The 24,363-nt window shown below is 65.3% G+C and carries 26 protein-coding genes; 8 read left to right on the top strand and 18 right to left on the bottom strand.

Going from position 1 to position 24,363, the window contains the following annotated elements; translation table 11 throughout:
• Window positions 1-20: 20 nt before the first annotated feature.
• The 4 genes from VLK31_RS05670 to VLK31_RS05655 all read right to left on the bottom strand — a co-directional run bounded on the left by VLK31_RS05670 (window position 21) and on the right by VLK31_RS05655 (window position 4,087).
• Window positions 21-491 (bottom strand): molybdenum cofactor biosynthesis protein MoaE, encoded by a 471-nt coding sequence (locus VLK31_RS05670; RefSeq protein ID WP_409167412.1) that lies wholly within the window; start codon window positions 489-491, stop codon window positions 21-23.
• A gap of 157 nt (window positions 492-648) precedes the next feature.
• Window positions 649-1,335 (bottom strand): response regulator transcription factor, encoded by a 687-nt coding sequence (locus tag VLK31_RS05665; protein WP_409167411.1) that lies wholly within the window; start codon window positions 1,333-1,335, stop codon window positions 649-651.
• 114 nt (window positions 1,336-1,449) lie between these two features.
• Complete coding sequence (locus VLK31_RS05660; RefSeq protein ID WP_409167410.1) at window positions 1,450-2,595, bottom strand: P1 family peptidase; 1,146 nt, start codon at window positions 2,593-2,595, stop codon at window positions 1,450-1,452.
• 52 nt (window positions 2,596-2,647) lie between these two features.
• The gene (locus VLK31_RS05655) at window positions 2,648-4,087 is read right to left on the bottom strand and encodes an APC family permease (RefSeq protein WP_409167409.1); all 1,440 of its coding nucleotides are present in this window, start codon (window positions 4,085-4,087) and stop codon (window positions 2,648-2,650) included.
• A gap of 384 nt (window positions 4,088-4,471) precedes the next feature.
• On the opposite strand from VLK31_RS05655, the gene VLK31_RS05650 reads away from it, so the two are divergent.
• Window positions 4,472-5,368, top strand: a complete 897-nt coding sequence (locus tag VLK31_RS05650; protein WP_409167408.1) for a 4-hydroxy-tetrahydrodipicolinate synthase family protein — start codon at window positions 4,472-4,474, stop codon at window positions 5,366-5,368.
• Here VLK31_RS05650 and moaD read toward each other — a convergent pair.
• From moaD to VLK31_RS05615, 7 genes are all read right to left on the bottom strand, one after another.
• Window positions 5,355-5,606, bottom strand: a complete 252-nt coding sequence (moaD, locus tag VLK31_RS05645; RefSeq protein WP_409167407.1) for a molybdopterin converting factor subunit 1 — start codon at window positions 5,604-5,606, stop codon at window positions 5,355-5,357. The two genes, VLK31_RS05650 and moaD, sit on opposite strands and share 14 nt — an antisense overlap.
• Window positions 5,607-5,611: 5 nt before the next feature.
• Window positions 5,612-6,922 (bottom strand): gephyrin-like molybdotransferase Glp, encoded by a 1,311-nt coding sequence (gene glp / locus VLK31_RS05640; RefSeq protein ID WP_409167406.1) that lies wholly within the window; start codon window positions 6,920-6,922, stop codon window positions 5,612-5,614.
• The gene (gene mobB / locus VLK31_RS05635; RefSeq protein ID WP_409167405.1) at window positions 6,915-7,460 is read right to left on the bottom strand and encodes a molybdopterin-guanine dinucleotide biosynthesis protein B; all 546 of its coding nucleotides are present in this window, start codon (window positions 7,458-7,460) and stop codon (window positions 6,915-6,917) included. The genes glp and mobB overlap by 8 nt, the downstream gene beginning before the upstream one ends.
• A gap of 18 nt (window positions 7,461-7,478) precedes the next feature.
• Window positions 7,479-8,894: a threonine synthase gene (gene thrC / locus VLK31_RS05630; protein WP_409167404.1), complete on the bottom strand. Its 1,416-nt coding sequence runs from the start codon at window positions 8,892-8,894 to the stop codon at window positions 7,479-7,481.
• Entirely contained in the window at window positions 8,891-10,240 is a 1,350-nt protein-coding gene (locus tag VLK31_RS05625) for a homoserine dehydrogenase (protein WP_409167403.1), read from the bottom strand. The genes thrC and VLK31_RS05625 overlap by 4 nt, the downstream gene beginning before the upstream one ends.
• A 111-nt stretch (window positions 10,241-10,351) precedes the next feature.
• On the bottom strand, window positions 10,352-11,383 hold the full coding sequence (locus VLK31_RS05620; protein WP_409167402.1) for a DUF1176 domain-containing protein: 1,032 nt from the start codon (window positions 11,381-11,383) through the stop codon (window positions 10,352-10,354).
• On the bottom strand, window positions 11,380-12,612 hold the full coding sequence (locus VLK31_RS05615; protein ID WP_409167401.1) for a pyridoxal phosphate-dependent aminotransferase: 1,233 nt from the start codon (window positions 12,610-12,612) through the stop codon (window positions 11,380-11,382). Before VLK31_RS05615 ends, VLK31_RS05620 begins: the two co-directional genes overlap by 4 nt.
• Before the next feature lie 158 nt (window positions 12,613-12,770).
• On the opposite strand from VLK31_RS05615, the gene VLK31_RS05610 reads away from it, so the two are divergent.
• The 7 genes from VLK31_RS05610 to VLK31_RS05580 all read left to right on the top strand — a co-directional run bounded on the left by VLK31_RS05610 (window position 12,771) and on the right by VLK31_RS05580 (window position 18,130).
• Complete coding sequence (locus VLK31_RS05610) at window positions 12,771-13,154, top strand: Mth938-like domain-containing protein (RefSeq protein ID WP_409167400.1); 384 nt, start codon at window positions 12,771-12,773, stop codon at window positions 13,152-13,154.
• 153 nt (window positions 13,155-13,307) lie between these two features.
• Window positions 13,308-13,784 (top strand): peroxiredoxin, encoded by a 477-nt coding sequence (locus VLK31_RS05605; RefSeq protein WP_007830801.1) that lies wholly within the window; start codon window positions 13,308-13,310, stop codon window positions 13,782-13,784.
• 210 nt (window positions 13,785-13,994) lie between these two features.
• Window positions 13,995-15,842 carry a PhoH family protein gene (locus VLK31_RS05600; RefSeq protein WP_409167399.1) on the top strand — a complete coding sequence of 616 codons (1,848 nt, stop codon included), beginning with the start codon at window positions 13,995-13,997 and terminating at the stop codon, window positions 15,840-15,842.
• A 152-nt stretch (window positions 15,843-15,994) separates the two neighbouring features.
• Window positions 15,995-16,381, top strand: coding sequence for a VOC family protein (locus tag VLK31_RS05595; RefSeq protein WP_409167398.1), 387 nt, complete (start codon window positions 15,995-15,997; stop codon window positions 16,379-16,381).
• A gap of 6 nt (window positions 16,382-16,387) precedes the next feature.
• A complete protein-coding gene (locus VLK31_RS05590) occupies window positions 16,388-16,837 on the top strand; it encodes an EVE domain-containing protein (RefSeq protein ID WP_409167397.1) in 450 nt (149 codons plus the stop codon).
• A 14-nt stretch (window positions 16,838-16,851) separates the two neighbouring features.
• Window positions 16,852-17,301, top strand: coding sequence for a GyrI-like domain-containing protein (locus tag VLK31_RS05585; protein WP_409167396.1), 450 nt, complete (start codon window positions 16,852-16,854; stop codon window positions 17,299-17,301).
• Window positions 17,302-17,374: 73 nt separating this feature from the next.
• Complete coding sequence (locus VLK31_RS05580) at window positions 17,375-18,130, top strand: helix-turn-helix transcriptional regulator (RefSeq protein ID WP_409167395.1); 756 nt, start codon at window positions 17,375-17,377, stop codon at window positions 18,128-18,130.
• 15 nt (window positions 18,131-18,145) lie between these two features.
• Here the strand turns inward: VLK31_RS05580 and dnaB are convergent, their stop codons facing one another.
• The 7 genes from dnaB to ppsA form a co-directional block, all read right to left on the bottom strand.
• A complete protein-coding gene (gene dnaB, locus VLK31_RS05575; protein ID WP_409167394.1) occupies window positions 18,146-19,552 on the bottom strand; it encodes a replicative DNA helicase in 1,407 nt (468 codons plus the stop codon).
• A 171-nt stretch (window positions 19,553-19,723) separates the two neighbouring features.
• Entirely contained in the window at window positions 19,724-20,176 is a 453-nt protein-coding gene (gene rplI / locus VLK31_RS05570; RefSeq protein WP_409167393.1) for a 50S ribosomal protein L9, read from the bottom strand.
• Between the two features lie 12 nt (window positions 20,177-20,188).
• On the bottom strand, window positions 20,189-20,470 hold the full coding sequence (gene rpsR, locus VLK31_RS05565) for a 30S ribosomal protein S18 (RefSeq protein WP_007830781.1): 282 nt from the start codon (window positions 20,468-20,470) through the stop codon (window positions 20,189-20,191).
• An 18-nt stretch (window positions 20,471-20,488) separates the two neighbouring features.
• The gene (gene priB, locus VLK31_RS05560) at window positions 20,489-20,803 is read right to left on the bottom strand and encodes a primosomal replication protein N (protein ID WP_409167392.1); all 315 of its coding nucleotides are present in this window, start codon (window positions 20,801-20,803) and stop codon (window positions 20,489-20,491) included.
• Window positions 20,804-20,807: 4 nt separating this feature from the next.
• A complete protein-coding gene (gene rpsF, locus VLK31_RS05555) occupies window positions 20,808-21,182 on the bottom strand; it encodes a 30S ribosomal protein S6 (RefSeq protein ID WP_124458694.1) in 375 nt (124 codons plus the stop codon).
• 116 nt (window positions 21,183-21,298) lie between these two features.
• Window positions 21,299-21,775 (bottom strand): hypothetical protein, encoded by a 477-nt coding sequence (locus VLK31_RS05550; RefSeq protein WP_409167391.1) that lies wholly within the window; start codon window positions 21,773-21,775, stop codon window positions 21,299-21,301.
• 160 nt (window positions 21,776-21,935) lie between these two features.
• Complete coding sequence (gene ppsA / locus VLK31_RS05545; protein WP_409167390.1) at window positions 21,936-24,329, bottom strand: phosphoenolpyruvate synthase; 2,394 nt, start codon at window positions 24,327-24,329, stop codon at window positions 21,936-21,938.
• Window positions 24,330-24,363: the final 34 nt, after the last annotated feature.

The raw sequence follows: 24,363 nt of genomic DNA, 5'->3' as shown, positions 1-24,363 counted from the left end.
CCTTGGGGAGACGGGGCGATTCAGGCGTTAGGGGCGCTGATGCCCCAGCGCGCCAGCGCCGCGTCGTCGGCCACGCGCGCATCGACCCAACGGGCGCCTTCGGGCGTCTGCTCTTTCTTCCAGAACGGCGCCTGGGTCTTCAGGTAGTCCATCAGAAACTCGCAGGCCTCGAAGCTCTGCCCGCGGTGCGCCGACACCACCGCCACCATCATGATCTGGTCCAGCGGCTGCAGCAGGCCCACGCGGTGGACCACGCGCGCGCCCAGAATGTCGAAGCGCTTGTGGGCCTCGTCGATCATGGCCTCGATGGCCTTCTCGGTCATGCCGGGGTAGTGCTCCAGTTCCATCGACGACACGCTGCTGCCGTCGTTGCGGTCGCGCACCGTGCCGATGAAGCTGCATACCGCGCCCACACGCGCGTCAGCGGCACGCAATTGGGCCAGTTCGGCGCCGACGTCGAAGTCAGCGGCTTGAATGGAAACGCGTGGCATGGGGGCGGGCGCTGCGAGCATGGGCAAATTGTGGCATTGAGTGGAGCGCCGCTTCTGGCTCTTCTGCGAGCGGCCGATTTCGCCTGTCGATCCCTGCGGCGTTTCCACGTCTATCGGCTGTCGCACCGCCCGGTCAGCGGTGCCCCACGGTCGAACGTCAACTGCTTGGCGGAATGCCCGATGCGAACAAGGCGAACAGCGCCGAGGACGTTTGCACGCCAAGCTTGACATAGGCATGGCGCCTGTGAGTCTTGACCGTCTCCGCAGAAATTCGAAGTTCCTGAGCGACCGAGCGCGGCGAGTGGCCTTGCAAGATGAGCCTGGCAACTTGCGCTTCGCGCGCTGACAACACCCCCGCCCCGAAGCGCCCGAGCGCGTCACGGATCGGTCGCGCGAGCGGCACGCCGGACACGGAACTCCGGCGCGCCGCTGTGTCGTTCAGTCGGGTTTGCTGACTCACAAGCGCCAACAGCAGCGGCAACCAAGGCGCCAGCGTGCGTGGCACTGCGCTGCTGTAGCGACGATCGGCACCCATCGAAACCGAGAGCACCGCGTTGTCGACATGGCACACCAGTTGGCACTCGTCTTGACCGACGGCTTCGCGGAAGTAGTGCTCGTAGTAGTCGGACTTTCGAAAACGATCCGGCGCCACATCGGCCAAGCGATAGAACCCGGGTGCAAGCCCCCTGTCGAACGCATGCAGGAAGGGATCGAGTCGGTACATTCCGTCGATGTAGCGCCCCAACGGCGACTCCACCGTGGGCGTCAGACAGTCGAACTCCAATTCCACCTGTGGCGGGCGCGCGGGAAAGTACCACGCGACAAGCGCGTTGTCGAAGGGCACCAAACGATGCAGCAGTCGCACAAACGCCGGCCAGAACGTGTCGCTTCCCAGAAGGTGTGTCGCCTCTGCGGCCACCTCGAAAAGCGATGGGGCTGGTCGTATCACCACAAGCGCCTATTCGCCTCGCCGTTTCAACAAGCCGAGCAGGTCTTCGATCGGGAGCCCCGGACTGCTGCGCCCCCCGAAGCCGGTCATCGTGCGGCCGGCCACCAATGCGTTGACCACAGACTCCTCGGCCGCATCGACCACGGCCGCATACAGCGCATCGACGTGCCCCCAGGGCAAGAAGGAAAGGGAACGCGGATTGCCGTCGTCCGGTTCGGCCGTCGGGAATCGGCTGTCCAGAGCACCCTCGTTGGCAGTCGAGAAGGCAAGGAAAAGATCGCCCGAGAAATGCGATCCGGCAGTTCCCGTGCGCGCCAGGCCCAATATCACTCTGCGCGCCAATGCCTTGCACTGCCCCGGCAGCAGCGGCGCATCGGTGGCGACGATGCCAATGCACGAGCCCGCGCCGGCAGGTGCGGCGCCAAAGTACGCCTCGATGGGGTTGTCGGCTGCGAGCGCCTCGCCGATGTCTGCACCGCCGATACGCAACTCGCGCCGGGCGCCGAAGTTCGCTTGCAGAAAGACCCCGACCGTGTAGCAACGCGAACCGATCTGGACGCGGCGCGAGGAGGTGCCGTTGCCACCCTTGAAGGCGTAGCAATTCATACCTGTACCGCCACCGACCGAGCCTTCGGGTACCGGACCGGAGGTCGCACGCTCCAGTGCCGCAACAGCATGCTGTGATGTGACGTGCTGGCCATTGATGTCATTGAGATAGCCGTCCCAGGTCTCCCCGACAACCGGCAGCAGCCATTGCCGGCCGAGTTCGGGACGATTCTTCAGCACCCACTGCACCGAACCATGATGGCAGGCGCCCACCGAATGCGTGTTGGTGAGAAGGATGGGCATCGCCAATGCGCCGCTCTCTTCGATCCAGGCGCCGCCCGTGAGTTCGCCATTGCCGTTGAACGCGTGAACACCGGCGGCGCAACTGCGGCCCACGGCATTGCGGCCGCGCGGCAGGATCGCCGTGACGCCGGTACGAATGGCGTTGCCCTCGTCGCTGTCGCCCAGCAAAGTGATGCAGCCCACCTCCACCCCGGGGACGTCGGTGATGGCGTTCAACGAACCGGGAACACCCGAAAATCGAATGCCCAGATCGCGCGCGCGCAGCGTGTCTTGCGAACCCACAGTGGGCTCGACTGGTGAAAGCATGTTGATGCACTCCTCTTGATAAAAATTCTGGGCCGCAAGCACAACGACGGACTCAACGGCCTGTTTGCTCCACGCGACGCATGAAACCGACTGCGAAGGCGCAAAACGGCACGGCTGCAAGGATCACACTGAGCACGGTGCTGCCGCCGGTGACCAGCGTGAAGTTGCTCAGCACGAGCACTGTGCAACCAAGGAGACTGAGAAAGGCCGCCACAGGCGCGACGCTGGTGGACAAAGGCGCCGCCGCCCGCCGGTCGGGGTGACGTGAGAAGAACACGTACACGGCCGCCGAGGTGAACAGCAGCAGCAGCATCATCCCGACCGTTGCCACGCCGGCCATCGAGCCGAACACCGCCACCAGCGGATCGAGCTGCAGCAGAGCGAAAACCCCCACGATGAGAGCGGCGGTCAGGCTCTGCACCAGGGAAGAGATGTGGGGCGACCGGTGGCGCTCGTGGACCCGCCCCAGTGCAGCTGGCAGCAGGGCCTTGCGCGACATGATGTGCTGGTAGCGCGCCAGTACGTTGTGAAACGACAGCACGCACGCAAACAGACTGGAAATCAGCAGCACATTGACAATGTCGCGGCCGATGGGACCGAGGTAAGCCTGGGCGTTGTCCAGCAGCAGATTGCCCTTTCCGGCCAACGTGGCGTTGGCCACGATCCTGGCGTGCTCGGTCCCCACCGCAATCATCAACGCCCAGCAGGAGACGGCATAGAACGTGCCCAACAAAAGCACGGCCACGTAGGTGGCGCGCGGAATGGTGCGCGCCGGATTCCGCGCCTCGTCCCGAAACACTGCAGTGGCCTCGAAGCCGATGAAGCCGGTCAGGGCAAAGAGGACGGCCACGCTCGGAGAGCCCTGCATGAACACCGAAGGCCGAAAAGAATCGACGTTGACACCCGCTGCGCCGCCCTTGACGAAGATCATCAGGTCCATCGCCAGCACAACCACCACTTCGAGGGTGAGCGCGACTCCCAAGACCTTGGCGCTGAGTTCGATGTGCCGGTAGCCCAACCAGGCGACAAACAAGAGCGTGGCGAATGCATAGACGGGCCAAGGGATGTCAGGCCCGCCATAGCTCTTCACGATGTCATTGACGGCCCAGCCCATGTAGCCGTAGATGCCCACCTGAATGGCGGTGTATGCCACCAGCGCCACCAGCGCAATGCCCATTCCGCTGCGTGACCCCAAGCCCTCCGTCACGTACGAAAAGAAAGCGCCCGCCTCCTTGACGTACGGCGTCATCGCGACGAAGCCGATCGAAAACAAAAGCAGAACGGCCGAGGCAATGACAAACCCCATCGGCGCCCCACTCCCGTTGCCCAAGCCGACGCCCAACGGGATGTTGCCGCCAATGACCGTCAGGGGTGCGGCTGCCGCAAGGACCATGAACACAACGCCGCCGACGCCGAGGTTGCCGTGCAGCCCGCGGGGTGGCTCCGCGGGCTCGACGCGCACAGTTTTTTGCGCAGGAATGTTGATGCTCATGAGCCGGCTCCAAGTGGGCAAATCGCCTTGCTCAGCAATGTAGGTTGCCCGCTGCGGCCGCACCATCGCGGTTTGCACGTAACCGCTTTGGGTGATGAAGCAATGGACAAAAATCTTGGTGCCGACTTCGACGCCCTCGCGCAGCGCGGCCAGTTAGACTGCGGCCATGCCTTGTCTCGCCACGATCTTCCCGGTGCTTTCGCACCCCGAAGGCCGCCGTGCGTGCCAGGGCAGCAAAGCCAAAAAACCAAAGCTCGTCTGACCGGAGCTGCGGTTCCGTCGTCGGATGAGCGACGGAACCAGCCAAGGCTTTGGCCCCGAACGGGTTGCGCGCGCATCGGACGATGGTTCCATTCATCGGTCGATTCCTGAAAGGAAGCCTGCGTGCCTCAACACCCACAAACCGCCCCCGTCCCCGATTTTTCGGGCCTCTGGATTCCGCTCATCACCCCATTTCGCGATGGCGCGCTCGACCATGCCGCGCTCGCGGCGCTGACCCGCCGCCTGGCAGCCACCGGCATCGCCGGCTTCGTGGTCTGCGGCTCGACCGGCGAAGCCGCCGCGCTCGACGACGCGGAGCAGCTTGCTGCGCTGCAGACCGTGCAGGCGGCCGGCAACGGCCTGCCGATCGTCATGGGCCTGTCGGGCTATCACCTGGGCAAGACTGTCGCCTGGGTGCGCCGGCTCTCGGAACATCCGCTGGCGGCCCTGCTTGTGCCGGCACCGCACTACATCTGGCCGTCGCAAGCCGGCCTGCTCGAATGGTTTCGCGCCATTGCCGATGCCAGCGCCGTGCCGGTGCTGGTCTACGACATTCCCTACCGCACCGGCATCACGATTGCGCGCGAGACGCTGCTGGCGCTGGCGGCCCATCCGCGCATTCGCGGCATCAAGGACTGCGGCGGCGACATGGCCAAGACGCGCGCCGTGATCGCCGATGGCCGGCTCCAGGTGTTGGCCGGGGAAGACGGGCAGATCTTCAGCACGGTGGCCGAAGGCGGCGTGGGCGCGATTGCCGCGAGCACGCACGTGCAGACCGAGCGCTTCGTGCGAGTGCTTCAGCTGCTCAAGGAAGGCCGGCTCTGCGAAGCGCGTGCCGAGTGGCAGCCGCTGCAGCCGCTGATCGAACTGCTGTTCGCCGAACCCAACCCCGGCCCGCTCAAGGCCTTGCTGGCACACGACGGATTGGTGCGCGGCGAACTGCGCGCGCCAATGACGCGTGCGTCGGAGGCCTTGTGCGAGCGCCTCGTGGCGCTGAACGCGCAGCTCAGCCGCCCGTAACCGGCGGAAAGAAAGCGACCTCGCAGCCTTCGTGCAAGGCTGCGGCTTCGTCGCTCATGAGCTGGTCGAGTGCCATGCGCACTGCCTTGCCGCGCGCGAGCGCGGTGACGTAGGCGCCGCCACGGGCGATGAGCTCGTCGCGCAGCGCGGCCAGCGTGTCAGCCTGCGTGTCGACGTTCTCGTTGCTGCGCCCGAGCGCTTCGCGCACCGAGGCGAAATAACGGATCTGCACTTTCATGTGCGTCAGCCCAGCAGCGAGGCGAAGGGAATGAACTGCACCACGTCGCCCGCCTGGATGGTCTGGCCCGCGGGGTTGTCGACGAGGCCGTCGCCCCACACCATCGAGGTCAGCACGCCCGAACTCTGGTTGGCGAACAGGTCGAGTCCGCCGGCTGCATTGCGCCGCACGCGCAGGAACTCCCGGCGCTTGTCGGCGCGGGGCCAATTGAAATCTGCGCGCAGCGCCACCGGCTCGGGCGCCGTGCGCTCGACGCCCTGCAGCGTCAGCAGGAAGGGGCGCACGAGCATCAGGAAGGTCAGGAAGCTCGACACCGGGTTGCCGGGCAACCCCGTCACATGGCAGGCGCCCTGCCCGTTGCTGCGCGCAATGGAGCCGTGGGCAAAGGGCTTGCCGGGCTTCATCGACAGCGACCACAGCTGCAGCTCGCCGAGCGCCTGCAGGGCCGCGCGAATGTGGTCTTCCTCGCCGACCGAGACACCGCCGGTGGTGATGATCAGGTCGCTGGTCTCGGCGGCTTCGCGCAGCGCCGCAATGGTGGCGTCGCGGTTGTCGGGCACGATGCCCAGGTCGTTCACCTCGCAGCCCAGGCGGTGCAGCAAGGCGCGCATGAAGAAGCGGTTGGAGTTGTAGATGGCGCCGGGCTTCATGGCGTCGGGCGCGACCTCACCGGGCATCACCAGCTCGTCGCCAGTGGAGAGCATGGCCACGCGCGGCTTGCGTGCGACCTGCAGCTTGTGAAAGCCGACGCTTGCCGCAAGGCCGAGCGCGGCGGGCGTGAGGCGCTCGCCCTGCTTCAGCACCACGTCGCCCGAGGCCACGTCTTCGCCCGCGCGGCGCACCCACTGGCCGGCGACCGGCACGATGGCGATGCGCACCGTGCCCAGGCTGCCTTCATGCGGTTGGCCCATGCCGCCTTCATGCGGCGTGGCGGTGGTGTCTTCCTGCATCACGACCGCGTCGGCACCCTCGGGAATCTGCGCGCCCGTGAAGATGCGCGCCGCGGTGCCGGCCGCCAGCGGCGTGCCGACAGTGCCCGCGGGAATGCGCTGCGCCACGACCAGCGACGCGCCCGGCGTGGCGCAGTCGGCCACGCGCACGGCATAGCCGTCCATCGCGCTGTTGTCGCGCGGTGGCACGGTCAGGCCGGAGACGAGGTCTTGCGCCAGCACGCGGCCGTCGGCGTCGAAGGTGGCGACGCTTTCGCTGGGCAGCGTCGGCTGCGCCTTTGCCAGCAGGACGGCAATGGCCTCGTCGAGCGGCATCAGCGGCGGGCGCAGGGAAGAGGCGGAAAAGGGAACGGGTGTGTCAGCCATGGTGTTCGGGGTTGTATTCGAAGCGCTCGCCGCTGTCGATCAACCACTGCGCAATGGCCTCGGCGTCGTTGAGGTCGAAGAGCGGCCGTGCGGTGGGCTCGGGCAGGCTGGCCGGATCGTCCGTGGCCACGGCGGTGACGAAAGGGTCTTCGATGTAGAGCACCGGGCGCAACGGCTCGTCGCCCACGGGCGCGCGCCAGATCTCGATCTTCAACACGTCGCTGTGCCGGAAGCCCTCGACCAGCACCCAATCGGCCGCCGGATGCACCTCGGCCAGCAGCTGGTGCACGCTGAGTTCCACCGGCACTTCGAACTCGCGCATGACCGCGAGCCGCTTGTCGGACGCCACCACCACCTCGAAGGCACCGGCCTCGCGGTGGCGGTAGGTGTCTTTGCCGGGGTGGTCGATGTCGAACTTGTGGTGCGCATGCTTGACCACCGACACGCGCTGGCCGAGCCGCTTGAGCGCCGGAATGAGGCGCTCCAGCAGCGTGGTCTTGCCCGCGCCCGAATAGCCGGCAAAGCCGACGACCTTCATGCGGGAGCCCGGCCGCGGTCAGTCACAGTTCTCGGCGATGTAGGCCTTCACGGCTTCCGCGTCGGCCGGCAGCTTGACGACGCGCTTGGGCAGCGCCTCGATGCCGTCGAACTTCTTCGGCCGCGGCGGCTCCTCGCCCAGCGCCTCGACCAACGTGGCGGCAAACTTGATGGGCAGCGCGGTTTCGAGCACCACCATCGGCACGCCCGGGGCGAGCTGCTCGCGAGCGGCCTTCAGGCCGTCGGCAGTGTGCGGATCGATCAGCGTGGCAAAGCGCTTTTCGGTGTCGCGGATGGTGGCCAGGCGGTCGGCGTGCGTGCTGCGGCCGCTCTTGAAGCCGAAGCGCTCGGCGGCCTGCTTGAACAGCGGGTCGGCGCTCAGGTCGAAGCAGCCGTTCAGGCCCAGGTCTTCAACGAACAGCTGGCGCAGCCGGGCGGCGTCGCGGCCCACCAGGTCGAACACGAAGCGCTCGAAGTTGCTGGCCTTGCTGATGTCCATCGACGGACTGGAGGTTTCGTGCGTGTCGACCGCGCCGCGCACGCGGTAGATGCCGGTGCGGAAGAACTCGTCGAGCACATCGTTCTCGTTGGTGGCGACCACCAGCGTCTGAATGGGCAGGCCCATCATGCGCGCCACATGGCCGGCGCAGACGTTGCCGAAGTTGCCCGACGGCACGGCGAAGCTCACCGGCTTGTCGTCGCTGGCCGTGGCCTGGAAATAGCCCGCGAAGTAGTAGACGACCTGCGCGAGCAGGCGCGCCCAGTTGATCGAATTGACCGTGCCGATGCGGTATTTGCGCTTGAAGCCCAGGTCGTTCGACACCGCCTTCACGATGTCCTGGCAGTCGTCGAACACGCCGGTGATGGCGATGTTGTGGATGTTCTCGTCCTGCAGGCTGAACATCTGCGCCTGCTGGAACGGGCTCATGCGGCCGTCCGGCGAGGTCATGAACACGCGCACGCCCTTCTTGCCGCGCATGGCGTATTCGGCCGCGCTGCCGGTGTCGCCACTGGTGGCGCCCAGAATGTTGAGCTCGGCGCCGCGGCGGGTCAGCTCGTACTCGAACAGGTTGCCCAGCAGCTGCATCGCCATGTCCTTGAAGGCCAGCGTGGGGCCGTTGGACAGGGCCTCGAGGTACACGCCGTCTTCGAGCTCGCGCAGCGGCACGATCTCTTCGGTGCCGAACACTTCGGCGGTGTAGGTCTTGGCGCAGATGGCTTTCAGGTCGGCCGGCGCAATGTCGTCGATGTAGAGCGAGAGGATCTCGAACGCCAGCTCCGCATACGGCAGCGCGCGCCACTTGGCGAGCGTGGCGGTGTCGACCTGCGGGTAGGTGTCGGGCAGATACAGGCCGCCATCGGGCGCCAGGCCCTCCAGCAGGATCTCGCAGAAACGCTTGCGGTCGGGGTGGCCGCGGGTGCTCAGGTAATTCACTTCAGCTCTTCCTTGCGGATGCGCACGATGGGTTCGAGCACGGTCGGCAGCGCCTGCAGCTCGGCCAGCACGTCGTTGACGGTGCCTTCGCGCGCATCGTGCGTGAGGATGATCAGGTCGGTCTGGGTGGAGCCTTCGCCGCCCACCTCGTCGGCTTCGCGCTGCAGCACGGCGTCGATGCTGATGCCGGCGGTGGCCAGCAGGCCCGTCACCTTGGCGAGCACGCCGGCCTGGTCGGCCACGCGCAGGCGCAGGTAGTAGCTGGTGACGACCTCGGCCATCGGCAGCACCTGCAGGTCGCTCATGGCGTCCGGGTGGAAGGCCAGGTGCGGCACGCGGTGCGCGGCGTCGGCGGTGTGCAGGCGGGTGATGTCGACCAGATCGGCGATCACCGCGCTGGCGGTCGGCTCGCTGCCGGCGCCCTTGCCGTAGTACAGCGTGGTGCCCACGGCGTCGCCATGCACCACCACCGCGTTCATCGCGCCTTCGACGTTGGCCAGCAGGCGCTTGGACGGCACCAGCGACGGGTGCACGCGCAGCTCGATGCCCTCGACCGGCTTGCCGCTCGCACTCTGGACCGTGGTGCGCTTGGTGATGCCCAGCAGCTTGATGCGGTAGCCCAGCTGTTCGGCGTACTTGATGTCCTGCGCGGCGAGCTTGGTGATGCCTTCGATGTGGGCCTTGTCGAACTGCACCGGAATGCCGAACGCAATGGCGCTCATCAGCGTGACCTTGTGGCCGGCGTCGACGCCTTCGATGTCGAAGGTCGGGTCGGCTTCGGCGTAGCCCAGGCGTTGCGCTTCCTTGAGCACGGTCGCAAAGTCCAGGCCCTTGTCGCGCATCTCCGACAGGATGAAGTTGGTGGTGCCGTTGATGATGCCGGCCAGCCACTGGATGCTGTTGGCCGTGAGGCCTTCGCGCAGCGCCTTGATGATCGGAATGCCACCGGCCACCGCGGCCTCGAAGGCCACCATCACGCCCTTGGCATGCGCGGCCGCGAAGATCTCGGTGCCGTGCACCGCCAGCAGCGCCTTGTTGGCGGTGACCACGTGCTTGCCGGCCGCAATGGCTTCGAGCACCAGCTGCTTTGCAATGCCGTAGCCGCCGATGAGCTCGATGACGATGTCGATGTCGGGGTTGGCAATGACTTCGCGTGCATCGGCAACCACCTTGACGCCTTCGCCGGCCACTTCGCGGGCACGGGCGATGTCGAGGTCGGCCACCATGGTGATCTCGATGCCGCGGCCGGCGCGGCGCTTGATTTCTTGCTGGTTGCGCTGGAGTACCTTGAAGGTGCCGCTGCCGACCGTGCCTGCGCCGAGCAGGCCTACTTGGATGGATTTCATTGGAAAGGTCGCACTCATGGCGTTCAGGGTTTGAATGGGGTGGCGGACGGAGCGGTCACGGCGCAAATCACGGCGCAATTACGGCGCAATCACGGCGTATTGAAAGCGGATTCACGGCGCAGTCACGACGCGGCTGACGTAGCGCGGCAAGCTCCAGGCGCCACCGGCAAAGCCACGGCACATGCCGTCGCCCGTTTCGCCGGAGCGCACGAAGTCCTTGCCGTTGAAGTGCCAGGTTTCGTTCGACCAGCAGTCGCCGACGCCTCGGCCCTTCATGGCGGAGCTGACGCTGGCGTCCTTGGGATCGAAGTCGCCGTTCGCCTCTAGGGACACCGGCGCATAGGGCGGCGTGTCGTTGGCGATCCAGAGCAAGCTCGACGAGTTGTAGGCACCCATGCTGCAGTCCAGCGACAACAGCACCCGCTTGTCGGTCAGGCGGTGCACTTCCAGAGACTTGGCGCTCACGCCGTCGCCGTTGTTGCACTGTTCCTTGATGTCGGCGAGCTTCAGCGACGGGAAGATGCGCGCGGCCAGCGCGGCGTCACCGGGGCGCGCCTTGGGCGGCCGGACGGCATTCACCACCGGCGCCGGCAGCGGCGGCAGCGCCGACGACTCCGGCTTGCCGCCGCGGCGCACCAGCGCGCCCGGCGTGCCGATGCGGCCCTGGGCCTCGTCCATCTTCAGCAGCACCGCGTTGAGGCCGGCGAGCGAGATCGTCCACTGTTTGTTGCCAGCGGCGGTGAGCGTGGCGTTGTCGGCCTTGAGCAACTCGGGCAGCACGGTGCGAACCTGGCCGGCGTCTAGGCTGGGGGCGCCACCGTCGAGGCCGGGCACGGTGGCCTTGCCGACCTTCAGGCGCACGGCGCCCTTGATATCGTCTTCACGGTCGATGAGCAGCTCGATGTCGACGCTGGTGCCAGGCCCGGCCTTGCGGGTGATGAGCATCGACACCGGCGCCCCTTCCCCACTCTCCGGCTGGTAGCCGGCGGCGCGGCAGGTGCGCGTGTTGTCGCAGGCCAGTTCCCAGTCGTTGTGCTGGAAGGAAACAGAACCGGTGGGCGTCTTGTCAGCGGCTGCCGCCGGCAAGGCGGCGAGGGACAGGGCGGAGAGAGAAAGGGCAGCAGCGACGCAGGCGAATTTCATGAGACTGTCTTGCGGCGCAGGCGGTACTGCTCCAGGAACTTGGCGATGCGGTTGATGGCCTCGCGCAGGTCGTCTTCGTGGGGCAGAAACACGATGCGGAAGTGGTCCGGTGTGGCCCAGTTGAAGCCGGTGCCCTGCACCAGCATCACGCGGGTTTCCTTGAGCAGCTCGAGGAAGAACTGGCGGTCGTCCTCGATCGGGTAGACGGCGGGGTCGAGCCTGGGGAACATGTACAGCGCGGCACTGGGCTTGACGCAGCTCACGCCCGGAATGGCGGTGATCAGCTCGTAGGCCAGGTCGCGCTGGCGCCGCAGTCGACCGCCGTCGCACACCAGGTCGTTGATGCTCTGGTACCCGCCCAGCGCGGTCTGAATGGCCCACTGGCCGGGCACGTTGGCGCACAGGCGCATGTTCGAGAGCATGTTCAGGCCCTCGATGTAGTCCTGCGCGCCGCGCTTGTCACCCGACACCACGAGCCAACCGGCGCGGTAGCCGCACGAGCGGTAGCTCTTGGAAAGCGAATTGAAGGTCAGCGTGAGCACGTCGCTCGACAGGCTGGCAATGGCGGTGTGCTTGACGCCGTCGTACAGCACCTTGTCGTAGACCTCGTCGGCAAAGATCACCAGGCCGTGCTCGCGCGCGATGGCCACGATGCTCTTGAGCAGCGCGTCGGAATACAGCGCGCCGGTCGGGTTGTTCGGGTTGATGACCACGATGCCCTTGGTGCGCGGCGTGATCTTGGCGCGGATGTCGTCCAGGTTGGGCATCCAGCCGTTGGCCTCGTCGCACAGGTAATGCACGGGAGTGCCGCCGGACAGGCTGGTGGAGGCGGTCCACAGCGGATAGTCAGGGGCCGGCAGCAGCAGCTCGTCGCCGTCGTCGAGCAACGCGTTGGTGGACATGGCGATCAGCTCGCTGGCACCGTTGCCCAGATAGATGTCGTCCAGCGTGACGCCCGCAATGCCCTGCTTCTGCGTCTCGTGCATCACCGCCTTGCGCGCGGCAAAGACGCCCTTGCTGTCGGAGTAACCGGCCGAGTTGGGCAGGTTGCGGATCATGTCCTGCTGAATTTCCTCGGGGGCATCGAAGCCGAACACGGCGAGGTTGCCGATGTTGAGCTTGATGATCTTCTGGCCGTCCTCTTCCATCTGCTTGGCGGCGTCCATGATGGGGCCGCGGATGTCGTAGAGCACGTTGGCCAGCTTGGCCGATTTCTTGAGCTGCTTCAAAGGGCCCTCCCGGGCGCGTAATTAACTGGTTGAAACGGGTTGAGACGGGGGGTTGCTTACCCGGGGTTGCAGCCCCTGCTGGCAGGCCCCAGAAAACCCTTGCGAGCCCCTCGGCACCAGGGAAAACCTATAATTTGACCACAGTTCACAGTGCACAGATGAAGCTCCAGCCCGACAAATCCGACGCCCAATCCCTTACCGCCCACGGCCCTGGCTGGGTGGCAATCAACAATGAAAAGGTCGAAGGCAGCGTTGTCGTTGGCTCGCGTGGCGAGCGCTTCGAATGGCATTGCTCGAGCTTCGACGACATCGGCCCCGCGCATTTCGCTCAGCTGGTGTCGCTGGGCGCCGAGCTGATCATCTTCGGCAGCGGAAACCGCATCCGTTTTCCACAGCCCGCCTGGCTCCAGCCCTTGATGGCGCAACGCACCGGCGTGGAGACCATGGACACCGCCGCAGCCTGCAGAACCTACAACATCCTGGCAGGTGAAGGCAGGCATGTAGTTGCCGCTCTGATCGTCGAGAGTCCAACGGACGGCTGAGGCCAGCGTTTTCGGGGTAAAATACTGGGTTGCGAACCGGCCCGCTACCCCCCAAAGTTAGCAACGACCAATCCTTCATTCTTTTGAGCAAGCCCGTCTGAAAACGGTGCGAGAGGGCTCGGAGAACTGAATCTAACGGAGAAAACAAGTTTCATGGCGATCGTTGTCAACAAACCCATTCCTGAATTCGACGCCAACGCCACGGGCGGCCTGAAGGTCTCGAATACCTCGCATCTCGGCCACGTGCTGGTCATGTACTTTTACCCGAAAGATAACACTCCGGGCTGCACCACCGAAGCGATGCAATTCCGCGACCGCTACAAGGACTTCGAAAAGGCAGGCGCCACGGTCTTCGGCGTGTCGCGCGACAACATGAAGTCGCACGACGAATTCAAGGCAAAGCTGGAGCTCCCGTTCGAGCTCATCGCCGACACCGAAGAAAAGATGTGCCACATGTTCGGCGTGGTCAAGAACAAGATCATGTACGGCAAGAAGGTCAAGGGCATCGAGCGCAGCACCTTCCTGATTGGTGCCGACGGCATCCTGAAGGCTGAATGGCGCGGGCTCAAGGTTCCTGGCCACGTCGACGACGTACTCAAGGCCGTCAAGGCGCTCAAGAAGGCCGCCTGAGCCTTGCACCGGGCGCCCAGCGGCCCTTTTGCACCGCCACATGGGGAATGCCCCAGGTTGTGCGTAAAGAGCCGTTGGCGCGTCGTGCGGGGTGTGCATAATGGCTTCATGCCGTTGAGCTCCACGACCGCATCCCCCGAACAAAGCCGCCTAGGTCTTCAGGCGGCTTTTTCGTTTTCTGGTTTCCACTTTCTGCGAGCGATCTGACACATGCCATTGCCTCCCGCCCCCACGAAACGCGCTGCATTGCTCTCGCCGGACGCACTCGACGCGCCCGCCCGGCCGTCGCACAGAGGTTCGCGCCGCTCCGGCGATTCGCGCGATGACGCCTCCGCGAAAAGCGGACCGCAGCCATTGGAACTGTTCGACAACCTCGGCACCGAGGGCGGCGGCGGTACCGAAAACACCGCGGCCAACACACGCCCGGCCCGTCGCGCCAAGTCGAAAGTGGCGCCCGCCCCCACCTCCAACCCAACCCCCAAGCTCAGCCCCGCTCCCACGCCTGCCGCAGTCAGCGCATTGGTGAGCGCACCCCAGCAACCCGCCGCCATACAGGTCGAGACACGCGTTCCCACGCCAACGCCGGCCCCGGCACCGGTTGCCGCCCCACAAGCCCCGGCGCGCAACAAGCGAAGCAAATCGGCCGGTCCGGCCAAGCTGTTCGTGCTCGACACCAACGTGCTGCTGCACGACCCGATGTGCCTGTTCCGCTTCGAGGAGCACGACATCTTCCTGCCGATGATCGTGCTGGAAGAGCTCGACGGCCACAAGAAAGGCACCACCGAAGTCGCCCGCAACGGCCGCCAGACCAGCCGCACGCTGGACGCGCTGGCCGGCGCGCAGGACGCCGACATCGACAAGGGCCTGAAGCTCGACACCACCGGCCATCGCGAAGCCGGCGGCCGGCTGTTCTTTCAGACCGCCCCGCTCGACTACTCGCTGCCGGTCAGCCTGCCCCAGGGCAAGGCCGACAACCAGATCCTTGGCGTTGTGCAAGCCCTGCGCAACGAGTACGCCACCGACAAGCCCGGCAAGCCGAAGCAGGAAGTGGTGCTGGTGTCCAAGGACATCAACATGCGCGTCAAGGCGCGCGCGCTGGGCCTGGCCGCCGACGACTACCAGAACGACAAGACGCTGGAAGACGGCGACCTGCTCTACGCAGGTTCGCTGGCACTCCCGGCCGATTTCTGGACCCGCCAGAGCAAGACCGTCGAAAGCTGGCAGAGCGGCAGCACCACCTTCTACCGCATCAGCGGCCCGATCGTGCCCAACCTGTACATCAACCAGTTCGTGTACTTCGAGGCGCCGGGCGAGCCCAGCATGTACGCGCGCGTCACCGAGATCCGCGACAAGACCGCGGTGCTCAAGACGCTCAAGGACTACAGCTCCGGCAAGAACGCGGTGTGGGGCGTGAACACGCGCAACCGCGAGCAGAACTTCGCGATGAACCTGCTGATGGACCCGGAGATCGACTTCGTCACGCTGACCGGCACCGCCGGCACCGGCAAGACGCTGATGGCCTTGGCCTCCGGGCTCACGCAGGTGCTCGACGACCGCCGCTACACCGAAATCATCATGACCCGCGCCACCGTGAGCGTGGGCGAGGACATCGGCTTTCTGCCCGGCACCGAAGAAGAAAAGATGGGCCCCTGGATGGGCGCGCTGGACGACAACCTCGAGTTCCTGGCCAAGGGCGACGGCGGTGGTGCCGGCGAATGGGGCCGCGCGGCCACCAACGAGCTGATCCGCAGCCGCATCAAGGTCAAGAGCATGAACTTCATGCGCGGGCGCACCTTCCTGAACAAGTACGTGATCATCGACGAGGCACAGAACCTGACGCCCAAGCAGATGAAGACGCTGATCACGCGCGCAGGCCCCGGCACCAAGATCATCTGCATGGGCAACCTTGCGCAGATCGACACGCCGTACCTCACGGAAGGCTCCTCCGGCCTGACCTTCGCGGTGGACAAGTTCAAGGGCTGGCCGCACGGCGGGCACATCACCCTGGCACGCGGCGAGCGTTCGCGCCTGGCCGATTTCGCGAGCGACGTGCTCTAGCCGCACGGCCCCCGGCCAACAAAGCCCGCGCATGCTCCCCGGAGCATCGCGGGCTTTTTTTCGCCCGTGGTGACAGGCTCCTGACAACACGTTGTCAGGAGGCGGGTCGCACCATCGAGGCTCCTTCAACAGAAACGAAAGAGAGCCCTCCAATGCAAAAGCAAAACGCCATCACTTGGTTCGAGATTCCCGTCGTCGACATGGACCGCGCCCAGGCCTTCTACGAAACCGTGCTGGCGCGCAAGCTGCGCCGCGAGAACTTCGGCGGGCAAACGCTGGCCGTGTTCCCGTACGACGAGCCAGCCACAGGCGGTGCCCTGCAGGTCGGCACCAACGGCGCCAGCGGCAACGCACCCGCGGGCCGCGGCATCCGCATCTACCTGGACTGCAAGCCCAGCATCGATGCCGTGCTCGCGCGTGTCGAGGCGGCCGGCGGGCAGATCGTTGCGCCCAAGTCCGCGTTGCCGCCCGGCATGGGTTTCATCGCCCACATGCGCGACACCGAAGGCAACGAAGTCGGCCTGCACGCGCAGGACTGAGACGCCATGGCCCCACGCAACTGGATCGCCGTGGCAAGCGCCGAGCATGCACGGCGCGGGCGCGACCACCGCCCGCTCGGCTTCATGCAGGTCGGCCACGGCAAGCACGCGCCGCTCAAGCGCCTGGCCACGGGTGACCGCGTGGCCTACTACGCACCGGCCACGGTGTTCAGCGGCACGGACAAGCTGCAGAGCTTTGTGTCGATCGGCATCGTGCAGCCCGGCGGCCCTTATGAATTCGACATGGGCAACGGCTTCGTGCCGTGGCGCCGTGACGTGGTGTACACCGACGCGCACGAGGCACCGATCGCCCCGCTGATCGAGCACCTCGCGTTCATCGAAAAGCCGAAGCAATGGGGCTACAAGTTCCGCTTCGGCATGTTCGACATCGAGGATGCCGACATGGCGCTGATTGCCCAGGCCATGAAGGCCGACCTGACAACACTGGCACTTTGAAGAAAACGAGATACATGGACCCCCTCCGTCAACACCAGGACGCCTTTCGCATCGCGGGCCTCACCGCGCGCACCACCAACAGTGAAGAGCGCGACCCCGCAACCGCCCGCATCGCCGGCCTGTGGGGCCGCTTCTTCGGCGAGCACCTGTACGCATCGACACCGCATCGCAACGGCGACACGCGCGTCTACGGCGTTTACTCGGCCTATGAATCGGACGCCCATGGCGCGTTCGACCTCACGGCGGGCGTGGCCGTCACGCAAGGAGACGGCAGCGTCGCCATCGAGGCGGGTGACTACCTCGTGTTCACCGGCCAGGGAGAAATGCCGCAGATGGTGATCGCCACCTGGCAGCGCATCTGGCAGTATTTCGAGGCGCACCCGCACATCGCGCGGCGCTACCGCACCGATTTCGAGGCCTACGACGGGCCCGACAAGGTGTCGGTCCACATCGGAGTTTCATGAGCATCCAGAAGAACCGGCGCGACTGTTCGCCAGGCCACATTGCCTCTTTGATGAAACGCGTCGGAACACCCTGATGCGCCGCGCCGACCGCCTCTTCCAGCTGGTGCAGCTCATCCGCGGGCGGCGGCTCACCACGGCTGCCTTTCTGGCGCAGCGCCTGGAGGTGTCGGAGCGCACGGTGTACCGCGACGTGGCCGACCTGCAGCACCAGGGCGTGCCCATCGAGGGCGAGGCAGGCGTGGGCTACAGGCTGGGCGCGGGCTTCGAACTGCCGCCGCTGATGTTCACGCAGGATGAGGCCTCCGCGCTCGTGGCCGCGGCACGAATGGCCCAGAGTTGGGTCGACCCGGCGCTGGCGCGCGACATCGAGGCCGGGCTGGGCAAGATCCTGTCGGTGCTGCCGCCCGCTGCCCGGGTCTCCGCGGAGGCCCTGGCCCTGTATGCGCCCGCCATGGGCCTGGACGATGCGCTGCGCGCCCGGCTGCAGACGCTGCGCGAAGCCGTGCAGTCGCACCACAAGCTGCGGCTGGGCTACCACGACGTGTCGGGCGATGCCAGCGAGCGCACCGTGCGGCCGCTGGGCTGCTTCTATTGGGGCAAGGTGTGGACGCTGTCGACGTGGTGCGAACTGCGCAACGACTTCCGCGGCTTCAGGCTGGACCGCATGGACACCATCGACGTGCTGCCAGAGCGCTTTCGCGACGAGCCCGGCAAGACGCTGGCCGACATGCTGCGCCAATTGAAGGCCGAGCCTGTGCAAGGCAAGGTCGCGCCGCAAAAGCCTGGCGGCGAGCCGCCGTGGTCCGTCTGCAAAAGCAAGCCGGGCTGAGCAGGCCGAGCGCGCTCAGTACTGGTCGTTGTGGCTGTAGCCGACCAGGTTCTCGAACTTGGTGATCGGCTTCAGGAAGCCCAGCTTGATGGTGCCGGTGGGCCCGTTGCGGTGCTTGCTGATGATCACCTCGGCCACGCCCGGCTCCTTCGACTCCTTGTTGTAGTAGTCGTCGCGGTAGATGAACATGATGATGTCCGCGTCCTGCTCGATGGCGCCTGACTCGCGCAAATCGCTCATCATGGGGCGCTTGTCGGTGCGGCTTTCCACCCCGCGGCTGAGCTGCGACAGCGCAATCACCGGGCACTTCAATTCCTTGGCCAGCATCTTCAGGCCGCGCGAGATTTCGCCCACGGCCGTGGCGCGGTTCTCGTCGCCGGAGCTGCTGGTCGACATGAGCTGCAGGTAGTCGACCACGATCAGGCCCAGGCGCCCGTACTGGCGCGCAAGCCGGCGCGCATTGGCGCGCAGTTCGCTGGTCGACAGGCCCGGCGTTTCGTCGATGTGCAGCGACACGGTGCGCAGCTTCTCGATGGCTTCGGTCAGCCGCGGCCACTCTTCGTCGCTGAGCTTGCCGGTGCGCAGATGGCCCTGGTCGATGCGACCGATGGAGCCCACGATACGCACCGCCAATTGGGCGGCGCCCATTTCCATGGAGAACACCGCCACCGGCAGTCCCTCTTCCAGCGCCACGTGCTCGGCGATGTTGATTGCTAGCGAGGTCTTCCCCATCGACGGGCGCGCCGCCAGCACGATCATGTCGCCCGGCTGCAGGCCCGAGGTCATCTTGTCGAAGTCGTGAAAGCCGGTGCGAACGCCCGTGATGTCGTTCGGGTTCTCGGCCATTTCGGTCACGCGGTCGAGCAGCTCGACCACGAGGGCGTCCATGCTCTGGAAGCCCTGCTTCATCCGCGTGCCTTCTTCGCCGATGTTGAAGATCTTCTGTTCGGCCTCGTCCAGGATCTTGTCGACCGCCTTGCCCTGTGGGTTGAAGGCGTTGGTCGCAATTTCGTCGCTGGCCGACACCAGCTTGCGCAGGATGGAGCGCTCGCGCACGATCTCCGCGTAGCGCCGGATGTTGCTTGCGCTGGGCACGTACTGCGCGAGCGAGTTCAGGTACACCAGCCCGCCAATGTCGTCCGACTTGCCAAGGTTCTGCAGCCGCTCGTACACGGTGATCACGTCGGCCGGCTTGCTGGCATTGATCAGCCCGCCAATGGCCGCGTAGATCAGCTTGTGCTCATGGCGGTAGAAGTCGCCGTCGACCAGCAGGTCGCCCATGCGATCCCAGGCGCCGTTGTCGAGCAGAAGCCCTCCCAGCACGCTCGATTCGGCCTCGATGGAATGAGGCGGAATGCGCAGCTTGGCGACTTCACGATCGGCCGACGGGTTGTTGTCGGCATAGGAAAAAACGGCGGCCATGGACTTCCCTTGCAACCCTGCATGCTAAGCCGCACACGCCAATGCGCATGTGGACAAGGTTGTGAATAAACGGTGATCTTCCAGTGCAATGAACTGGAAAACTCGGGCGCAGAAAAAGAAAAGCCGCCCGAAGGCGGCTTTGCTTCAGCGCGACGTGCGCGCTGTGAACGATCAGGCGGTTTCGCCGTAGACCGTCACGTTGATCTCGACCACCACGTCAGTGTGCAGAGCAACACTCACGGTGCTGTCGCCAACAACCTTGATCGGGCCGTTGGGCAGGCGAACTTGCGCCTTGACGATCTTGTAGCCTTGCTTGTTCAGCTCTTCGGCGATGTCGCCGTTGGTGACCGAACCGAACAGACGGCCATCGACGCCAGCCTTTTGCGTCAGCTTGATGGTCGAGCCACCGAGCTTTTCGCCTTGCGCTTGCGATTCGGCCAGCTTGGCGGCCGCAGCCTTTTCGAGTTCGGCGCGCTTGGCTTCGAATTCGGCCTTGTTGGCAGTGGTGGCGCGACGGGCCAGGCCCGTCGGAATCAGGAAGTTGCGTGCGTAGCCGTCCTTGACCTTGACGATATCGCCCAGACCACCGACGTTGACAACTTTGTCCAGAAGAATGATTTGCATGGTCTCGGCTCCTTAGACGCGGTGCTGGTCGCTGTACGGCACCATGGCCAGGAAGCGCGCGCGCTTGATGGCGGTGTTCAGCTGACGTTGGTAGATCGCGCGCGTGCCGGTGAGGCGTGCGGGGATGATCTTGCCGTTTTCGCTGATGAAGTCACGCAGCGTGTCGATGTCTTTGTAGTCGATTTCTTCGACGCCAGCGACGGTGAAGCGGCAGAAGCGCTTGCGCTTGAACAGCAGCGACTGGGTGTTGCGCTTCGGGCGCTTGTCTTTGTTGAATTTCTTGAACGTGGCCATGATGGACCTCTCGAAAAATTAATTTTGCTGGAAGTCCTGCACATGCAGGACCGGATGCTTGTCGTTGCCCGGTGTCGCGAGAAACCCCTGGAAACGCCAGAGACTCCCCATCGACTGCCTTGCGAGCCGCTCGGCGATGGCGCCGAAGGCAACAGCCTTGAGGGCCGTTTTCACCTGCCGGGGTTTGCCTGCCTCCTGGAGCGTCGACTCGTGTTCGAGCTTCAGGTCGATGGCGGGCAAGCCGGCTGGCGTGTATCGCAGGGCTCCGAGTTCGGCAACCGAGGCGGTCAGCAGCAGCTGATTGACCCCTGTTGCCGCAGCGGCGGCACTCACACCATCAGTTGTTGTTGGCGGCGTATTCGGCCTGCTGAGCCTTGCGGGCTTCTTCGCGCTCGACCGTCTTCATCATCGACGAAGGACCGGTGTCGGCCTTCTTCTTCTGAACGGTCAGGTGGCGCAGCACGGCGTCGTTGAACTTGAACGCGTGTTCCAGCTCGCCCATCACGGTTTGCTCGGCTTCAATGTTGACGCACAGGTAGTGGGCCTTGTTGAGCTTGTTGATCTGGTATGCCAGCTGACGACGGCCCCAGTCTTCAACGCGGTGGATCTTGCCGCCGCCGGCCGTGATCAGGCCCTTGTAACGCTCCAGCATTGCCGGAACTTGTTCGCTCTGATCCGGGTGGATCAGCAAAATGATTTCGTAGTGACGCATGGCACTCCTTGTGGATTCTTCCGAAGAAGAGAAAAAAGCCACCTGCAGCGTCTGGCGCAGTGTGGCAAGGCAAAGCCGGCGATTATAGCCCTGGATTTTGCAATCCGGCAAGGGGCTCAGTCGTTGAGCGCCTTGTCGAGCGTCGCAGCCTTCTCCGGCCCGACCGCTGCGCGGATCTTCGGCGCCAGTGCGACGAGGTCTTCGTAGCTGCTGGTGCCCTCGACCTGCAGGTTGAGCCTGAAGCCCATCAAACCCAGGCTGCCCGTGAGCTGCGTGGCGATGGGGTAGGCGTCCTTGTAGCGCTGCTGCCTGCTGCGACCGGCCACCGGTGCGGGCTTTGCCGGCACTTCGAGCACGGGCCCCTGCACCGGCAGCACCAGCGCCGCTGCCGGCTTGCCGCCCAACGGCGCCAGGAGGCCCAGCGAGACCATCTGATCAATCTCAGACGCCGTGATGCCCATGCCCGCGGCGACCACGTCGTCGACCAAGCGCTTGCCGTCGAACAGGATGAACGCCGAACGCTGTCGCGGCGTGAGCGGCACCGAACGGTCCTTGAGGACTTGGTGCCCGGTGTCGGTCTTGACAAGAATCATGGTGGTGTCCCCGTGAGGGGCCAACATGCGGCCCTTGTTAAGTCACAAGTTTGACACCGGAAACGCATTTTGTTTCATTGACACCGCTCTACACCGGGAATCCCCCCATGGGGATTCCCGCAGGCTGCAGCAAGGCGGGCACGGCGTGCCCGCCTTCAACTCAACGATTGGCCAGCTGCTGCCAGGTGTCGATCACGCTGTCAGGGTTCAACGAGATCGACTCGATGCCCTGCTCCGCCAGCCACAGCGCAAAGTCCGGATGGTCGCTGGGGCCCTGCCCGCAGATGCCCACGTACTTGCCTTGTGCCTTGCAGGCCGTGATGGCGCGGCTCAGCAATGCCTTCACAGCCGGGTCGCGCTCGTCGAAGTCGGCCGCCAGCAGCTCGAGGCCGGAGTCGCGGTCCAGCCCCAGCGTGAGCTGGGTCAGGTCGTTCGAACCGATCGAGAAGCCGTCGAAGAACTGCAGGAACTCGTCGGCCAGGATGGCGTTGCTCGGCACCTCGCACATCATGATCAGCTTGAGCTCGTTCTCGCCGCGCTTCAGGCCGTGCTCGCCCAGCAGGCTGGTCACGCGCTCGGCCTGGCCCAGGGTGCGCACGAAGGGCACCATGATCTGCACGTTGACCAGGCCCATGTCGTTGCGCACGCGCTTGAGCGCCTCGCACTCCATGGCAAAGGCTTCGCCGAAGTCGGCGCTCAGGTAGCGCGCGGCACCGCGGAAGCCCAGCATCGGGTTCTCTTCTTCCGGCTCATAGCGGCTGCCGCCAATCAGCTTGCGGTACTCGTTCGACTTGAAGTCCGACAGGCGCACGATGACCGGCTTGGGCCAGAACGCGGCGGCAATGGTCGCAATGCCTTCGGCCACCTTGTCGACGTAGAACGCACGCGGCGACGCATGGCCGCGGGCCACCGACTCCACGGCTTTCTTCAGGTCGTTGTCGACGTTCGGATAGTCCAGGATGGCCTTCGGATGCACGCCGATGTTGTTGTTGATGATGAACTCGAGCCGGGCTAGGCCCACGCCGTGGTTCGGCAGCTGCGCGAAGTCGAAGGCGAGCTGGGGATTGCCCACGTTCATCATGATCTTCAGGTCGATCTCGGGCATCACGCCGCGCTGCACTTCGGTCACTTCGGTCTCGAGCAGGCCGTCGTAGATGAAGCCGGTGTCGCCCTCGGCGCAGCTCACCGTCACCAGCGTGCCGTCCTTCAGCAGGTCGGTGGCGTCGCCGCAGCCGACCACGGCCGGAATGCCGAGTTCGCGCGCAATGATGGCCGCGTGGCAGGTGCGCCCGCCGCGGTTGGTGACGATGGCGGCGGCGCGCTTCATCACCGGTTCCCAGTTGGGGTCGGTCATGTCGGTGACGAGCACGTCGCCGGCCTGCACCTGGTCCATTTCGCTGATGTTGTGCACGATGCGCACGGCGCCGGTACCGATCTTCTGACCAATGGCACGGCCCTCGGCCAGCACGGTGCCCTTGCCCAGCAGCTTGTAGCGCTGCTCGGCCTTGCCCTGCTGCTGGCTCTTCACCGTCTCGGGACGCGCCTGCAGGATGTACAGCAGGCCGTCCGTGCCGTCCTTGCCCCACTCGATGTCCATCGGGCGGCCGTAATGTTCTTCGATGACCAGCGCGTACTTGGCGAGCTGCTCGACGTCGGCGTCGCTCAGCGAATAGCGGTTGCGCTGCTCGGCCTTGACGTCGGTGGTTTTCACCAGCTTGCCGCTCGCCTTCTTTTCCTCGGGCGTGGCAAATTCCATCTGGATCAGCTTGGAGCCGAGGTTGCGGCGGATCACCGCGCGCTTGCCGGCGCGCAGCGTGGGCTTGTGCACATAGAACTCGTCAGGGTTCACTGCGCCCTGCACCACGGTTTCACCCAGACCGTAGCTGGAGGTGATGAACACCACCTGGTCGAAACCCGATTCCGTGTCGATGGTGAACATCACGCCCGCGGCGCCCAGATCGGAGCGCACCATGCGCTGCACGCCGGCCGACAGCGCAACCACGTCGTGCTCGAAGCCCTTGTGCACGCGGTAGCTGATGGCGCGGTCGTTGTAGAGGGAGGCAAACACCTCCTTCATCTTGTGCAGCACGTCGTCGATGCCGACCACGTTCAGGAAGGTTTCCTGCTGGCCAGCGAACGAAGCGTCGGGCAGGTCTTCCGCCGTGGCGGACGAGCGCACGGCGAACGAAGCTTCCGGGTTGCCGGCGCTCAGCGTGGCAAAGGCGTCGCCAATGGCTTTTTGCAGGTCGGCCGGGAACGGCTGGGCTTCGACCATGGCGCGGATCTCGGCGCCGGCGGTGGCCAGCGCGCGCACGTCTTCGGTGTCGAGCGCGGCCAGGCGCTTGCTGATTTTGTCCGCCAGGCCGTCGTGGGCCAGAAACTGGCGGAAGGCATGGGCCGTGGTCGCGAAACCGGTGGGCACCCGCACGCCTTGCGGCAGCTGCGAAATCATCTCGCCGAGGCTGGCGTTCTTGCCGCCGACCGACTCGACGTCGGTCATTCTCAGATTTTCAAACGGTACGACCAAGGCGGTCGCGTCGAAAAGTGCAGACATGGGGAAGCTCCAGAAGTTGAAACCGGTGCCGCAT

Origin of the sequence: Variovorax sp. H27-G14 (assembly GCF_046156345.1) — a bacterium.
Classification (GTDB): domain Bacteria; phylum Pseudomonadota; class Gammaproteobacteria; order Burkholderiales; family Burkholderiaceae_C; genus Variovorax.
The sequence above is the reverse complement of the archived record's forward strand: the minus strand, read 5'-3'. Positions and strand labels throughout refer to the sequence as shown.